Genomic DNA, 13,821 nt, shown 5'->3' on the forward strand with positions numbered 1-13,821 from the left:
GTCTGTAGTCGTTGAGGCACCCCCCAACATCTAAGTTAATTCTACTATTGATGAGGAGTGGGTCAACTGCGTTTGCGCAGGTCAGATGGGGTGAGGTGGGTCTACGCTGCAGGCGAGAGGGCTTGCTCCATCAGGTGCTCGGCCTGCCGCAGGGCGGCGATGATCCGAGCCTTGCCCAGCACCTCGTCGCGATGGTCGAAGACGGCGCGTGCCTCCTTCATGGCGTCTTCGACGGCGTTCGGGTTCGCCAGGGTGTCGGCGCAGGCCACGGTGACCCGCGGGCCGAGCTGCCAGATGATCGAGTTCACTGCGGCGCAGGAGGCTGCGATCGGATCGATGTCGACCATCGACCACTGGAAGTCGGCAGGATCGAGGCCGTGTTCACGGATGTACCGTGCGGCCGAGCGCAGCAGGCCCCCGCTGCCGGCGCACGGGTCGTGGATGTGCTCACCGTGCTTCGGCTCGCGTACGCCGAGGCCGATGTCGGCGATGGCGTGGAGGTTCGCCTCGGCGATGGCGTCGGCGACCGGCGGAGGGGTGTGATACTCGCCGAGCCCCTGTCGGGCGCCGTGGGAGCGCAGGCACGTCATCACGGGCGACAGGACGTCTGTCGCCGAGCGCAGGAACGGGTCCTCGTGAGCGGTCAGGTCGAACAGGCCGCGCTTGAGGGCGGTTTCGGCAACGGCCCGCACGGCCTGCATGCGGTACTCGTCGACCTCGTCGTTCAGCCACTCGTGGAGGATCCGCGCACGTTCGATCAGGTCGGGGCGGTGCATCCAGTGCATCGACCAGATCTCGCGCAGCATCTCGATCAGTTGCGGGCCGTCCTGGGCGAGGATCTGTGCCTTGAGGTCCGGGCCGTTCGGGTCCTTCTCGCGGATCAGCGAGAGGGCGGCGAGGACGCCGATCGGCACCTCGATGGCCGAGCCGCCGTGCCGGTTGTGCCACCGCTCGGCCACCGCTTCACCGATCTCCATGGCGCGCCGGTGCGGATCACGTACAGGGTGTGGGCGAGGTGTCCGCCGGGAGCGCGGAGCGGAAGGTGCGGCCGGCTGCGTCAGTGTCGGCGGCAGCGCCGAGGGGGCGGGGCGTGCAGGCTTCGCCGCCGCGGCAAAGGTGGCGGGTAGTGGCTCGGGGTCGGCGGTGATCTCTGCGAACAGATCGAGTTGCTGGGTCACGGCGGAGCCGCCTTCCGTGGGTGGAGTTGGGCACAAGGCGACCCGCCCCGGGCGGGGCGGGTCGCGGCGGTGAGGATGCTGTGAGCGGGGGAGGCCGGGTTTCCCCTCACCTCTCGATAGTTAATTCTACTATCGTAAGGGGTGGGGTCAACCACGGATGCCCAGCTCAGGAGGGGGGGTTAGGCCTGATCGACCCAGACCATGCCGTACGGGGTCTGCCACAGCCAGGACAGTCCCGCCTTGTGGATCTCCGCCCGGGCCCTGTCCCACCACACCCGTCCGAAGCGGTCGGTGTGTGCCTCGATGGCCCAGGCGGCCGACGCTGCCGCCTCCGGCGTCTGAAGGATCTCGGCGACCGACTCCCCGAAACCGTGGACGCGTTCACGCAGACTCATGTGCAGCTCGGCAACCTCGGTGCGCCAGAACTCGTCACGACGGCGTTCCTGGCGCTCGTACGACAGCGGCCACCCCCGCTCCGTGATCGCCCCGTTCTGCTGCAGTGCGATCCAGGCCGCCGCCCGCTCACGCGAGAGCACCGCAGGCCGGAACATCACCTCCATCACCTGGAGTTCAGCGGTGTCGTCCGCCCGTATCCGCGCCCCCATGTGGGCCGCGTTCACGTCATGTCGCGCCTGGGCGCGCTCCCGTGCCGCGTTCTCGGTCCGGGCATCCCACACGGGGACGAGGTAGTTCCACGTCGTCCTGGTGTGCTCCGGGTGCGCGTACGTCACCTTCCACAGGCCCCGCATGTGCGTCTTGTCTCCTTGCTGGTCGTGCTGTTCTGACTGGTGCCGGTGTTCGGGCGGCACGTCTACTGGGGCACCGGCGCGGCCTTGTGCTGGGCCACCCAGTCCTCGAAAGCCCGCGGATCGACGGCGCGCAGCTGCTGGACGTAGAGCCCGGCCATGCGGGCGTGCAGGGCGCGGGCCTTGTCGGTGAACGGAACCCGCACCGGCAGGTGCCCCCGGCCTGACGGCCACGTCAGGCGGCTGGAGCCGGGTGCGGCAGCCGCGATGTACCAGTCGAGGTTCGCGGCCAGCCGCACGGGCAGTTGGTCTTCGACCGGCTCGTCCTCCATGGGCCAGATGCCCTCGCCGTCGTCGGCGAAGAAGTCGTGCGGACTGCCGACCGCGGCGTCGTGCGGCATGTTCACCCAGACGCGCTGGCCGTGCTCAGGATGCGGTTCGACGTCGATGACGGTGCGGTTGTAGGCCAGGCACGTTCCGTTCGTCTTCGACAGATAGAGGACGGCGACGCGATCGCCGCGCTCGTACTCACTCATGTGGGCAACTCCTGTTCTGTAGCGGCTACTTCGATGCGTGCCGAAGGGCGCGGACGGCGTCGGCGCGGGCTGCTGTGGCCGGGCAAGGTCCGGTAAGTGCCCGTACGTGGGCGACGACCTGGCCGTGGTCGTCCTGGCGGACGGCACGCTGCAGTCCCTCGACGGCCTGCGCCACGTCGTCCACGGTGGTGGCGTGTCCCCGCCGGCAGGGGCAGGTGTCTGCCCTGTACGCGGACAGCGCCGCGAGCAGATACGAGTGCTGGTCCTGCGGGACGCGGCCCGCGATGACGCATCGCGGGCCGCGCACGGCGCAGATGGCTGTAGAAGCGCAGGACAGGCTGGCCGCACATCAGGCAGGCGACGGGCCACAGCACGTCGCTGCCCGGATACCCGCCAAGCGGCGCCCAGCCGAGCTCATCGATACGGGCGACAGCGAGGGCGGCGGAAGTGACGTTGCGGAGCGTGGGCCCCAGCCCCGACAGATAGGCGCCGAGCTCCTCACCTGCGGATCCGTCGACGGTTCCCGCCAAGCGGGCATTGCTGATCACGGTCGCGGTCTCCTCGGGCCGGATCATGCGGCGGTGTAGGTGCGCAGGACGGCGTACGCGGCGGCGATCGAGGTGTCGCTGGTGCGCAGAGCAAATGGCGCGCTCGGTTCGGCGGCGTTCGCATCGTGGAGGATCTCGAGCGGCCCGTGTGCCGGGTAGAGGTTGGTGAACCCGTCCCGGGGCGGTGCACCGTTGATTTCGGGCAGGGCGTCGAGGACTGCGCGTACCTCCGGCGGGAAGGGGTCTGCCTCGCCTTCGACGTGGGACGAGGGCCTGGTCAGCGCGGCGCGTCCGCAGTGGATGGCCCGCTCGGCGGTGAGCCGGTTCATCCGAACGTTCACGCTCACAGCACCGGGGCGTGGCGAGCGCATGTGGATGCAGAGGGCCGGGTTGGCGCTGTCCCCGCCCTCCAGCACGAGCTCTGAGCGTGCGGCTGTTCCTTGCGCCACGGCGGGCAGCCGGGCATCGCGCAGCGGGAGGCTCAGCAGCCGCAGTGCCGCGAGGGCGTCCCGGCGACCGAAGTGCGGCAGTACTTGGCTGTGGATCAGTTCTGCGATCTTCCCGCCGTTCGCGTTCTCCATCGGGGTGGTTGCGGTGAACGGCTTTGCGGGCTGGCGCGGCTCGCTGTCCTGGGAGGCGAAGGCGCTGACGCTGAGCAGGCCATCACGGGTCTGGAGGCTGCAGCGCAGGCCGAGAGGGTGGGTCACGATCGCCGTGCCGAGCAGCCCGGTCACGGCCCATTCCGGTCCGAGCGCCGCGGCGGTCTGCTCGGTGAGCGTGAGCAGGCATGGAGCGACGAGCTGAGTGTCGTAGGGCATGGAGTGCTTTCTTCCGAAGTGCCGTTCCGTATCCGGTGATTGCGGTGAGCGGACGGCTGTGGGCGTGGTGAAGGGGGTGCTGGTGAAATCCGTCCAGCACCCCCTCGTTACTAACTATTCTACTATGGTTGGGGGTGGGGTCAACTGCGAAAGACCAGGTCAGGAGGGGGGGTACTGCGTGGTGGAGGCGGCGAGTGCGGCTTCCATCTCCTCGGCGCTACGGCGCCCGAACACCTCGTCGTAGGTGAGCAGCCACGTCCAGCCGTCGAGCTTGTTGTCCGAGGCGCGTACGACGCCCCCGCCGATGCCGTTGTGGATGTGTGGGATCGTCACCGACTTTGCGTTCACGCGAAGGACCTCGAACCATGTGTTGCCCCGGCGGACGAAATCGCCCTTCTTGAAGTCGGCCTTGGACCACACCTTGAAGCCGTTCTTCTCGGCCTCGGCGATGACCGCTTCCCAGTAGGTGATCTCCTCGGTGAGCTCCTCGTGCCGGATCGTGAGCTCCTGCACAGTGTCGGGGTTGGTGATGTCCCGGCAGTAGCCCCCGGCCGACTCCCCGCGCTGCCACTTCTCAACGCGCCGCAGGTCGGCCTGAAGCTTCTCGATACGGCGCAGCGTCCGCCGGGGCGCCTTACGGAACTGCTCGTACCCTTCAGCCGCCTTCTGGCGTCCGGACCAGTAGGAAGCCTTGCCGCTTTCGCTGATGCTGGTCCGCATCGCGTGGTCCATGCGTTCGACGTCGCGGCGGGCCCGACGCTCGGAGTGGTGGCCGACCAAAATCGGCTGCCCCATGGGGATGCCGTCGGCGATCTGGTGGCCACGCTGGTGCGCGGACTCGGAGCGGGCGGCGGCATTGTCTGCGTAGCCGCTGAACCGCTCCGCCCGCCCCTCGGCACGCTCGACGCGGTCCGCCTCGGCTTCGGCGAAGCTACGCCGGTCGCTCTCGTCGATCTTCACGTTGACCTCGAAGCCGGCCTCGCGCAGGGCGGCCGCGGCCGCGTTGATGTACCAGGTCTTGGCGGCACGGTCGCGGGACTGCCGGATGCCGAGCTGGCCGATGGAGGGGAAATATCGGAAGCCGTGCCGGCGGACGATTTCGTAGACACCATCACCCTTCGCGCTGCCCTCGATGAGGGTTCCCTCGCTGCGTGTATGGATGATCTCGATGGTCACTGTCGGGGTCCTTCTGCGAGTTCAGACAGGGTGAAGGGGATGAGGGCAAGACCGGTGTGCCAGCCGCCGAAGATGTCCTGCGCCGCCCGGTGAGCGGTGCACAGCTGATACCAAGTGCCGTGGCCAGCAACGGCTTTGGACGCGGCAATGCGGAAGGCGATCGCCTCACCGCGCGCGTCGCGCAACGGCTGATTGCCGTGGCCGCGCAGCCACACGTAACCGCCGGGTCTCACGACTGCTCCGGCGTCTTCGCGCGGGTGCACAGGAGCAGAGCCGTCTCCAGGGACACCAAGAAGTCGTCGCGGTCGAAGGCGAGGGACGACGCGGCATGGCGCGCCGAGTGCGGCCCGGCGCAGAACGCGTTCGCGTCCCCTTCCGGGTGCTGCTCGGCCCACGAGGACGCGTACTGGGTGAAAGCCCACGCGTACTGGCCTGCGGACGTCGGAGATTCGAGCTCGGCCGCCGTGGCGGAGCGGGCTTCCCATGCGGCGAGGAGAAGCACCTGCCGTCGCACTTCCGGGCTGGTCAGAGACCACAGGCTGGGCAGGCCGAAGACGACGAACGCCTCCTCCATGTTGTTGTCCACAGCGGCTGTGGCCTGGGCGAGGAGGCGGTAGAGCGAGAGGATCTCCTGCTCGCCGTCCTCGCTCTCGCTGTTGCTGACGTTGTTGTCCATGGGCTTCTCCTTCGTGAGTGAGGGTGCGGTGGCCCAGGACGGCCACCACGTGGTGCGGGATTCGGGGTTGTCGGGGCCGGGCTGGCGCGAGAAGTCGCGGGCCGCGCGCACGTGGTACTCCCACGAGCCGTCCGGCCAGGGGCCTTCGCGATCGATGACCGTGGCGGTGCCGTCCGGGAGACTGCGGGCCCACTGCTGGTTGATGTGCGAGACCCGCGTGCCGATCGGCAGGGGATGGCCCGTCACGGGCGCTCCGATTCGTCGAGGCCGTGTGCGTGGCAGGCGATGATCTCGGTGCGGAGTCGGTGCCTTGCGCGGCGCTTGAATGTGCGGCGGGCTCGTCGCGCCGCTTGGCGGGTGGGGAAGTCGTCGCTGCGGCTGCGATCGCGCAGCCCGATACGGCCGATCTCCCGCGAGGTGAGGATCACGTCGCGCCCCCTGCGGCGCGCGCGGCTTCAAGATGACGTGCCGCGGCGATCAGCGTGCATGCCTCCGCGTCACGGCCGAGCAGGACCAGCCCGCACACTTCGAACATCAAAGACCAGTGACAGGCCGGAACCTCGTCGGCGAACTCCTCCAACGTCACAGCCTGTTTGGCCCTGCTGCGTCGGGTCCAGGCGCGGTAGACGATGCGCTGCATCGTGTGATTGGCCCGGCGGGTCTGGGTGCTGTTGAGGCCGAGGCTGCTGATGATCTCGGCGGCCGCCTCAAGCGGCAGGTGCTTGTCGAGCACGGTGGTCATCGTCTTTCGGGGATCCGGACAGGCGGGGCTGGCCGGGGCTGCGCTGTCGCTCAGCCCCGCGGCGGGCATCAGTGGGCGGCCACGCCGAAGAACAGCCAGGCGTCTGAGCCGTCGACCGCCGTGACCGGCAGTGCGCCGGCGGGCCCGTACTTGCCGCTGACCCGCGGATCGTCGCCGTCGAGCAACTCCTTCGCGCGCCCCATGGCGTCCTGCTCGCTGCGCTTCGGCTCGTCGAGCAGCGTCACCTCGTTCTTCTCGGCGATGGTGCCGGTGAAGCCGGAGGCCCCGTACTCCCATGTGGCCTGCTCGCGAGCAGCATTGAAGGCCGTCCGTACGTCGGTGCCGGTGGCGGTGGTGTAGAAGTCGAGAGCGCCCATGAGGCGGCTCCTTCCGTTGAGTTGGGATGACGGCATGGCGCGGCCCGCCCCGGAACGAGGCGGGCCGAAGTCGCGGAGCGTCAGTGGATGTGAACGCGAGGCCGGTTGGTGCGCATGACTCGTGCGCGCTGCTGGCCGTCCTGCTTGCTGTAGATCTCGGCTAGCACACGGTCAGCGCCGACCACCGCGGTGACCGCGTCCTCGAGTACGGAGCTGCGCAGGTCCGGGCCGAGCGTGCTGAACCATGCCTCCATCGCGGCGCCGTCCTTCTTCACCAGGCCCAGCGTGTCCGCGTAGGCCTCCCAGGCGTGCACGGTCATGTGCGCGGCCCAGGTGATGGCGGTCGCGGCCTGCTCCTCGGTGATGTTGTGCATGGTGGCGACCTGCAGAACGGCGAGCGGGTCCGGCGTCATCGTGGGCATGAGCGATGCTTCCTTTTCTCGTCTTTCAAGCGGGAGTTGGGCGTATTTCCCCTCCCCAACTGGGATTAATTCTACTATGTCTAGAGGGGGTGTCAATTGCGTTAGTGCAGGTCAGAGGCCCGGGAGGTGCCTCGCGGCGCGCCTCTACGCTGCCGCGCGCGCCTCGCGGTCGGCGCGAGAGGCACGCTTGCGGATGCTCGCCGCGCCCGCGCGCCGCACCTCGGCCCGCTGTGACGTCACCCGGCACAGCCCGCACAGCGGCTCCCCGAGCCGCTGGTGCGCCTTCACCCCGCTGCTCGTCCCGCACGTACCTGCCTGCGAGGCGAGCTTCGACAGCGCGGGCGCCCCCTCGGCCACAGCAACGGCCCGTCCGTTGACCCACGTACGCGCCGCGCACACCCCGTCGAACCGGTTCGCCTCCGGCCGCACCCGCTCGTAGCACTCCAGCACGAACGGACACAGCTGCGCGCAGCCCTCCATGAGCGGCCCGCAGGCCTTCATGACGTCACTGGGCCTGCTGCGGACCAGTTCCTCGCTGGGCACGTACCCGTCGAGGCCGGCGCACGGCGCGGCGGCAGTCCAGGCGGCGGAAGTAGTGGAGGTGATCACGGGGAAGGGCCTTCTCGTTGTCGCGTGGAATCAGAACAAGGCGGGCTGCGCCTTGGCGGGCGGGCAGATGGCATCCAGGGCGGCCGACGCCTTCAGGTCCAAGCCGCTGGCCCGGCGTGCCCACGGGCGGTAGAACAGGGACGTCCACAACTCAGGCGTACGGAAGGGGACCGGGCCCGGAACGTACGCGGCATCGTGCGCTGCGACGGCCTCGACCGCCGCACGCAGAGCCCCGTAACGGACGGGTGTCAGACGGGAGTTCACCGTCCGATGCACGTCCTGCCAGTACACGACACCGGACCGCGCACCGCCACGAGCATCGACGTCGTAGCGAAACCCGCACCCGCTGGGCATGGCCGACCAGCGCGTCAGGCATCCGGCATCCGGTTCCCCCTCGAGCCGGCAGACGCTGCGGCTGCGCTTCCCCTCGTCGAACTGCTTCTCGCCCCACCGGATGCGGGCGCGAACATCCGGCAGGTCGATGAACTTCAGGAGCAGCGCCGGTGAGAAGAAGTCACGCACCGCCATCTGCATGTCGTCCTCGTTGAGGTTCACGCACCGGCCCCGGCAGGTTCACGGAGGTGAGAGCAGGCGGCGAGGTGAGCCGTCGCGGCCTCGACGAGCGGCCTCAGGTCCAGGTCTCCTGCCTCGTAGCGGCACAGATGAGGGGGCAGGCTGTCGTAGACCACGCACCGCCAGGCGGGCGCCGGCCCGTCCTCGGGCACGTGGCTCAGGTGCCAGCCCGCGAGCGTCCCGGGAGTCCAGCGGTTGAACGGCAGGGCGTCTTCGCAGGCGACCACGAACAGCGTGCCGTCGTCGGCGAAGGCGCAGACGGCCAGGCCGCGCGGGTCTCTACGTACGGGTGCAGCCCGGCCTCTTCCAGGGCAACGTGCACGTCGCTGTACACGGCGAGAGCGCGGTGCTCGTCCGGCCCGTAGTCGGCGCGGATCGCGGCCACCTCGGCAGTCACATCAAGCATGTCCATCCATCCTTCACGCCGGTTGTGCACTGACCTATTTTTGGCCAGCGCACAACCAGCTGCATTTACTTGACCTTCAGTGCCACGCGCTTGGTGAAGTTGTCGCCGAACCGGCTCCGCAGCACACTGACCGCCAGGTCCAGCGTGTCCCATGCGCTCTGCGGGATGTCCATGAAGAGCACCCCCGTCAACGGCAGATCGCCCTTGGGCTGCTGTGTGAGCGCCAGCGCCTCCCATCCCTTGCCGCCCGGCCGACGCTGCGCCTCAACGGAGCTCTCGCTGTGATAGGCGATCACTCGCACCTCGTCGCCCCGGCAGGCCACCTGGAACATGCTCGCCCTGGTGCATGCGTCAATGAGCTCATCGTCGGGCATGTAAGCGATCCCGCGGCAGATGGAGCCGTACTTCATGTGTGCCTCCCAAAGTGTGCGGGCCCTTCCTGCCCATAAGGTTAATTCTACTATGTGTGGCAGGGGTGGCAAATCGGCCTCGCCCGAACCGTTGCACATTTATACATCAGCCTATTTCTGGTGGTGACTCTACCTCCCCGCCACCAGCCGCAGCTTCCCGCCTCCCACTCCGCATGGCAGCGAGCTGCTGCCGCGCCACCTCCGACAACCCCTCCACCCCCGGCTTACGCCGTACCTGCGCCAACACCCGCTCATTCGCCTCCCTCTCACGGGCCTTGAACCGCTCCTTCTCTGCCCGTTGCTGCGACGCCCGCTGCTGCCTCGGACTCGTGCCACAGCCCCGGCATGAGCGACCTGGCTCATCCGGATGCGTCGGACACGAACCCGCCGCCGTTTCGTCGGGTCGAGCGCCAACCGGCTCCCCTGCAGCGTCAGCTGTGGGGGTAGGGGGGTTCTTCTCTGGATATTGGCTCTGGTTACTAACTAGAACGCCCGAAGATCCGGCGTCCGGTGAACCGGCGTCCGGAAAACCGGCGCCCGAAAACCCGCCTTCGGTCCCATCGGCCGCCTCCCCGTCATCGCCCAACTCACCCCCGGACGCCTCCCCACTGGGCGCCGGGTCCCCCTGATCCAGCCGCTTCTTGAGCCTGCGCGCTACTCGCCGCGCCTCCAACTTGCGGTACTCCTCGGCCGCCCACTCCTGTGCCGTGTCGTACACCTCGGTGATCCGGCTCAGCGTCCCGTCCGCCAGCCGCTCGGTCACCACCCGGTAGTAGCCGAGTCCTTCAGCTCGCGCAGCGCCGTCTTGATCGCCTCCTTGCCCTCCTTGCCCGCGCTCGCGATCGACTCGGCACGCACCCTCCACTCATCCGGCTTCGAGATCAGGAACGCCAGCACGCCCCGAGCCCGAAACGACAGACGGGAATCCTCAAGGGTGGCCGTCGGCAGCACCGTGAACCCGGTGCTGAGGTGGCGGCGCAGAATCGACACGGAACATGCCTCCAAGGCGGCAGTAGGGCTTCGAAAGATCAAAAGAGAGGGCGAACCCCACACCGTCCGTGCGGGGCCGCCACAGAGGCCGTCAGGAGGTCTTGCGGGCCCGGCTGACCTTGATGGTGCGGGCAGTCTTCTGCCCGGCTGCCTTACGCCGGGGCACGACCATGCCGGCCCGGCGCAGAATCTGGATCATGGCCTTCTCGTCCGGAACCATCGGCACGACCAAGTCGGCGTCCTCGAACTGCTCGACCATCGCAGCGACATCCGGCTCCTCCTTGTCGTTGCCGCCGCCCCACCCCAGATGGTTGTCCCCGTAGTTGCCCTCGGGGGAGGTGTCGAGCATCGCCCTCGCCGTCTCCTTGACCCGCTTGGCGTCCCGGTATCGCTCGTGGGCGCGCACGTAGTCGGCGAGCGCCTTCGCGCGGTCCTCGTCGTCGTGGACGAGAATCGTCTGCGCGGGCCGACCCGGCGGCACGCCCGGCCAGCAGGCATGAACAAACGGGCAGTTGTCGCAGATCACCGACAGGCCGGGACCGTCATGGTCGCGCCGCAGCTCCTCCGGAGAGTCCGCCTCCACGACACGGTCCACCCACCAACGAGCCTGAGCAGCCAGCCACTCATCGAAGACGAACTCCTCGATGTGCTCCTCGCCCGTATCCCGGCACACAAAGCGGAACCGGATGCGCTGCACGTCGATCGGGCCGAGCCTGTGCAGGTACCGCTGACCAGGAACATCCGCGAACCCGACCGTGCGCAACAGGTCGGCGTACAGCAGGACTTGCCGCATCTCTGCTGCTGTCGGACCGAACCTCACAACCCGGTCCCACACGCGGCTCGACTTCGTCTTCACGTCCTCCACCGTCAGGTGCGCGGCAGGCTGGGCCGGACGATGCCGCTTGGGCAGCCGCGCGGCCGTGGCGGCATCGAGCTGTACGACGTCGATGTGCCCGCGCAAGGTCCCATCCGCGACGGTGCGCTCGATGAGCCACCCGTACTCACGGCGGGCATCTTCGAGCAGCCCCTGGTGGATGTACGTGCCGAGGATCGCGGCCCGCTTGTCCCCGGCGTTCGTGCGCTCCGCGCCGGCCAGGATGTATCCGGCGCGGCGTGAGCAGATCGTGTCCGACGCCCCCAACTGTGTCTGCACAGAACGGGGTCGGCGGGCATCAGCGGAGTGCGCGGCATCCCAGATCGACAGGGAAGCAGGCGCACTGAAGGTGGTGGCGGTCACAGCAGTCTCCAGGAGGGCACGCCGGGGCCCGACCCGTCACAACGGGCCCCGGCAAGGCAGGGTGTGAAGGTCAGGCGGCGGCGAACTCGTCGGGCGGCAACTCCTCGAAGTCACCCGGGTCCTCGGCGGCCTGGTCCTGCTGCTCAGCTGCCGCCGCCCGAAGCCGCGCCACGTCATCGCTCGTGGGGTCGCTGAACTTCTTAGGGTTCTTGACCTCGGCGGCCATGCGCTCGATGGCGGCGCGCACCACGAGCACCTCGTTGCGGCTGAGATCCTCGTCCGATTCGACCTGACGCCACAGCTTCTTCAAGCCGTCGACGCCCTGCTTGGCAGCCTTGTGGACCTTCGGCATCCACTGCTGCGCCAGATCCCCGGTCAGCTCCGGGGCGACCTTGGGCTGGTTGTGGATCGAGCAGCCCATCAGACCGAACACCAGCCTCTCGATGGTGAAGCCCGGCAGGGTCTTCGGCTTGCCGCTGCGCGGCACCTCGAACTTCAGCGACCGGGCGCCGATGACCTGTGGATCGCTGTCACGCTGTAGCCGCACCCACACCGTCGCGTCGTAGGCGAGGGACTTGTGGCCCTCCACCCGCCAGTCCTTTGTCTTCGGGATCGGATCGCCGTTGCCGTCCACGGCAGCCACTTCCTTGCCGCGGGCGAGCAGGATCACGATGCCCGGCATGGTGCGCACGAGATACATGACCCGCTGCCACCGTTCGGATGCGTCGTTCCACAGGTTCATGGAGGGCCTTATCTCGGCATCCGGGTCCTGGCGTAGCTTCGCCTCGTTCTTCGGTGTGCGGTGGGCGCGCTCGTTGGTCCAGTTCACCAGCATCCGCCACAGCATCGATACCGAGTCGATGACCAGGACGACCGGCTTCTCCTTCGCTGCGGCAGCACGCCTGGCCTCGGCGTGCACGGCTTCGATCTGGCCGAGGATGTCGCGGTAGCTGCCGTTGTGCTCGATCAGCAGGTAGTCCGCACCCGGCACGTTCGCGTACTCATCGGCTGTGTCTTCACCGAGCTCCAGCCAGTACGCCTGGCCGGTCTGCTCGGAGCCGGTGAATGCCGCAGCCTGGTGGCTCTTGCCGCTCTTCTCTTCGCCCTCGATCAGGACGATCGGCCACGGAATGACGCCGGTGGGCTTGCGGGTGCGCAGGGGTGGCACGGTCGTGCTGGACACAGAACATCTCCAAGAAACTCACAGGAGGATGGACACTGGCCTATTTCTAGGCTGTGTGGATCTTCCTGATCTCGAACAGGGGGGACCACTCGGGGTGCAGGTCGATGAGGCGTCGCGCGTAGCGGCTCCGGAAGTCGTTGTTGAGCTTCCAGGGCTCCCCGCGGGTAGCGAGTCCGTACTGCCAGCGCAGGACCTCGAACAGCATCCCAATGCCGATGCGCTTGAGCCCGCGCTCGACGCAGTCGGCGGTGAGGCTCTCCAGGTGCTTGAGGATCCAGGGGTTGAGCTGGTCGAATGCCTCGAACCGTTCCTGGATCGTCAGCTTGCCGCCGGGATTCTCGGGTTGCTGTATGGCTGCGATAGGCAGCTCAAGCTGCACGGCCACTTACCCCTCCTCGTTCGATGTATCGCAGCCTATTTTGCATGCGGTCGGCGCGACTTGCGCATGCACCCTCAGTGGATGAGATTAATTCTACTATGGATTGAGGGGGAGGCAACTCCGCCGAACTGCTCCAAGACAGCGAATCCGGCGGACGCGACGACGCTACGAACCCGCTGCGGCCTTGCCTCGCGCGGCGATCGCCGACCCGGGCCCGTCATAGCGGCCCTCCCGCAAAGCGGCAGCAACATCCTCCTGCAGATGCCACACGCCACCACGGCTCTGCGCCATCGTGTGCTCGGCGCCTTCGAGGACGGTCGACAACAGCCACACGGGGGAACCTCCCAGGAGGTAGTCCTCTGCCGGCAGCATTCCGTTGCCACGGTTGCGGGCGTTCGCTGCCTGGTGCTGGCTGATGCCGAACAAGGCTGCGTACTCCTGCAGCCCCACCAGCGGCGGCAGCTCGCCCTTCTTCATCGGACGGACCGTCGCCTGCTGCTCCTCCTCCAGCTGGGCAAGGAGCGCCTCATCCAGCTGCCGGCCGCGACTGCCCGGCGGCAGCGCGAAGTCCACCGCCAGACCGCCGGGCCAATACGGCTTACCCGAGACGATCACGGCATCCTCGTAGGAGACGATCCCGGCTGGGATCCACCGGTCGCTGACCGCCGTCGGCGCAACGTTGTAGATCTTCGCGAACTCCTTGCGGCCCACGATGAGCGGCTTCGCCACGACGGCCTCCTTCCTGCTGCTCCACTGTCCGGGGCATAGCAGAATAGCTGCTACGGTGGCGATTCCCGCACGCGAGGGAGCGCGGC

General features: G+C 68.1%; 21 protein-coding genes. All 21 read right to left on the reverse strand.

What is annotated here, in order from left to right; genetic code table 11:
• Window positions 1-101: 101 nt before the first annotated feature.
• A complete protein-coding gene (locus AB0D49_RS13335; RefSeq protein ID WP_362755627.1) occupies window positions 102-1,178 on the reverse strand; it encodes an N-6 DNA methylase in 1,077 nt (358 codons plus the stop codon).
• Between the two features lie 179 nt (window positions 1,179-1,357).
• Window positions 1,358-1,927: a hypothetical protein gene (locus AB0D49_RS13340; RefSeq protein ID WP_362755630.1), complete on the reverse strand. Its 570-nt coding sequence runs from the start codon at window positions 1,925-1,927 to the stop codon at window positions 1,358-1,360.
• 62 nt (window positions 1,928-1,989) lie between these two features.
• Window positions 1,990-2,460, reverse strand: a complete 471-nt coding sequence (locus AB0D49_RS13345) for a hypothetical protein (RefSeq protein ID WP_362755633.1) — start codon at window positions 2,458-2,460, stop codon at window positions 1,990-1,992.
• A gap of 25 nt (window positions 2,461-2,485) precedes the next feature.
• Entirely contained in the window at window positions 2,486-2,767 is a 282-nt protein-coding gene (locus AB0D49_RS13350; RefSeq protein WP_362755636.1) for a hypothetical protein, read from the reverse strand.
• A gap of 264 nt (window positions 2,768-3,031) precedes the next feature.
• Complete coding sequence (locus tag AB0D49_RS13355) at window positions 3,032-3,826, reverse strand: hypothetical protein (RefSeq protein ID WP_362755639.1); 795 nt, start codon at window positions 3,824-3,826, stop codon at window positions 3,032-3,034.
• Window positions 3,827-3,985: 159 nt separating this feature from the next.
• On the reverse strand, window positions 3,986-5,002 hold the full coding sequence (locus tag AB0D49_RS13360) for a DUF3560 domain-containing protein (protein ID WP_362755642.1): 1,017 nt from the start codon (window positions 5,000-5,002) through the stop codon (window positions 3,986-3,988).
• A complete protein-coding gene (locus AB0D49_RS13365; protein WP_362755645.1) occupies window positions 4,999-5,235 on the reverse strand; it encodes a hypothetical protein in 237 nt (78 codons plus the stop codon). The genes AB0D49_RS13360 and AB0D49_RS13365 overlap by 4 nt, the downstream gene beginning before the upstream one ends.
• Entirely contained in the window at window positions 5,232-5,924 is a 693-nt protein-coding gene (locus AB0D49_RS13370; protein WP_362755648.1) for a hypothetical protein, read from the reverse strand. Before AB0D49_RS13370 ends, AB0D49_RS13365 begins: the two co-directional genes overlap by 4 nt.
• On the reverse strand, window positions 5,921-6,106 hold the full coding sequence (locus AB0D49_RS13375; protein ID WP_362755651.1) for a hypothetical protein: 186 nt from the start codon (window positions 6,104-6,106) through the stop codon (window positions 5,921-5,923). Before AB0D49_RS13375 ends, AB0D49_RS13370 begins: the two co-directional genes overlap by 4 nt.
• The gene (locus tag AB0D49_RS13380; RefSeq protein ID WP_362755654.1) at window positions 6,103-6,411 is read right to left on the reverse strand and encodes a hypothetical protein; all 309 of its coding nucleotides are present in this window, start codon (window positions 6,409-6,411) and stop codon (window positions 6,103-6,105) included. Before AB0D49_RS13380 ends, AB0D49_RS13375 begins: the two co-directional genes overlap by 4 nt.
• A 77-nt stretch (window positions 6,412-6,488) precedes the next feature.
• The gene (locus AB0D49_RS13385) at window positions 6,489-6,797 is read right to left on the reverse strand and encodes a hypothetical protein (RefSeq protein ID WP_362755657.1); all 309 of its coding nucleotides are present in this window, start codon (window positions 6,795-6,797) and stop codon (window positions 6,489-6,491) included.
• A gap of 80 nt (window positions 6,798-6,877) precedes the next feature.
• Window positions 6,878-7,219 carry a hypothetical protein gene (locus tag AB0D49_RS13390; RefSeq protein WP_362755660.1) on the reverse strand — a complete coding sequence of 114 codons (342 nt, stop codon included), beginning with the start codon at window positions 7,217-7,219 and terminating at the stop codon, window positions 6,878-6,880.
• Window positions 7,220-7,363: 144 nt separating this feature from the next.
• Window positions 7,364-7,828, reverse strand: a complete 465-nt coding sequence (locus AB0D49_RS13395) for a hypothetical protein (RefSeq protein WP_362755663.1) — start codon at window positions 7,826-7,828, stop codon at window positions 7,364-7,366.
• Window positions 7,829-7,858: 30 nt separating this feature from the next.
• A complete protein-coding gene (locus AB0D49_RS13400; RefSeq protein ID WP_362755666.1) occupies window positions 7,859-8,383 on the reverse strand; it encodes a hypothetical protein in 525 nt (174 codons plus the stop codon).
• A complete protein-coding gene (locus AB0D49_RS13405) occupies window positions 8,380-8,628 on the reverse strand; it encodes a hypothetical protein (protein WP_362755669.1) in 249 nt (82 codons plus the stop codon). Before AB0D49_RS13405 ends, AB0D49_RS13400 begins: the two co-directional genes overlap by 4 nt.
• A 244-nt stretch (window positions 8,629-8,872) precedes the next feature.
• Window positions 8,873-9,217 (reverse strand): hypothetical protein, encoded by a 345-nt coding sequence (locus AB0D49_RS13410; protein WP_362755672.1) that lies wholly within the window; start codon window positions 9,215-9,217, stop codon window positions 8,873-8,875.
• A 759-nt stretch (window positions 9,218-9,976) separates the two neighbouring features.
• Entirely contained in the window at window positions 9,977-10,207 is a 231-nt protein-coding gene (locus AB0D49_RS13415; RefSeq protein ID WP_362755675.1) for a hypothetical protein, read from the reverse strand.
• Between the two features lie 91 nt (window positions 10,208-10,298).
• Window positions 10,299-11,444 carry a hypothetical protein gene (locus tag AB0D49_RS13420; RefSeq protein ID WP_362755678.1) on the reverse strand — a complete coding sequence of 382 codons (1,146 nt, stop codon included), beginning with the start codon at window positions 11,442-11,444 and terminating at the stop codon, window positions 10,299-10,301.
• Window positions 11,445-11,514: 70 nt separating this feature from the next.
• Entirely contained in the window at window positions 11,515-12,627 is a 1,113-nt protein-coding gene (locus AB0D49_RS13425) for an AAA family ATPase (protein WP_362755681.1), read from the reverse strand.
• Window positions 12,628-12,673: 46 nt separating this feature from the next.
• On the reverse strand, window positions 12,674-13,012 hold the full coding sequence (locus AB0D49_RS13430; RefSeq protein WP_362755684.1) for a hypothetical protein: 339 nt from the start codon (window positions 13,010-13,012) through the stop codon (window positions 12,674-12,676).
• A 159-nt stretch (window positions 13,013-13,171) separates the two neighbouring features.
• A complete protein-coding gene (locus AB0D49_RS13435; RefSeq protein ID WP_362755687.1) occupies window positions 13,172-13,735 on the reverse strand; it encodes a hypothetical protein in 564 nt (187 codons plus the stop codon).
• Window positions 13,736-13,821 lie beyond the last annotated feature (86 nt).

Origin of the sequence: Streptomyces sp. NPDC048290 (genome assembly GCF_040652095.1) — a bacterium.
In the GTDB taxonomy this organism is placed as follows: Bacteria; Actinomycetota; Actinomycetes; order Streptomycetales; family Streptomycetaceae; genus Streptomyces.

Excerpts from the sequence above, each read along its gene's own strand:
- AB0D49_RS13340 (WP_362755630.1), bottom strand. The coding sequence starts at position 1,927 with ATGCGGGGCCTGTGGAAGGTGACGTACGCGCACCCGGAGCACACCAGG.
- AB0D49_RS13345 (WP_362755633.1), bottom strand. The coding sequence starts at position 2,460 with ATGAGTGAGTACGAGCGCGGCGATCGCGTCGCCGTCCTCTATCTGTCG.
- AB0D49_RS13355 (WP_362755639.1), bottom strand. The coding sequence starts at position 3,826 with ATGCCCTACGACACTCAGCTCGTCGCTCCATGCCTGCTCACGCTCACC.
- AB0D49_RS13385 (WP_362755657.1), bottom strand. The coding sequence starts at position 6,797 with ATGGGCGCTCTCGACTTCTACACCACCGCCACCGGCACCGACGTACGG.
- AB0D49_RS13390 (WP_362755660.1), bottom strand. The coding sequence starts at position 7,219 with ATGCCCACGATGACGCCGGACCCGCTCGCCGTTCTGCAGGTCGCCACC.
- AB0D49_RS13410 (WP_362755672.1), bottom strand. The coding sequence starts at position 9,217 with ATGAAGTACGGCTCCATCTGCCGCGGGATCGCTTACATGCCCGACGAT.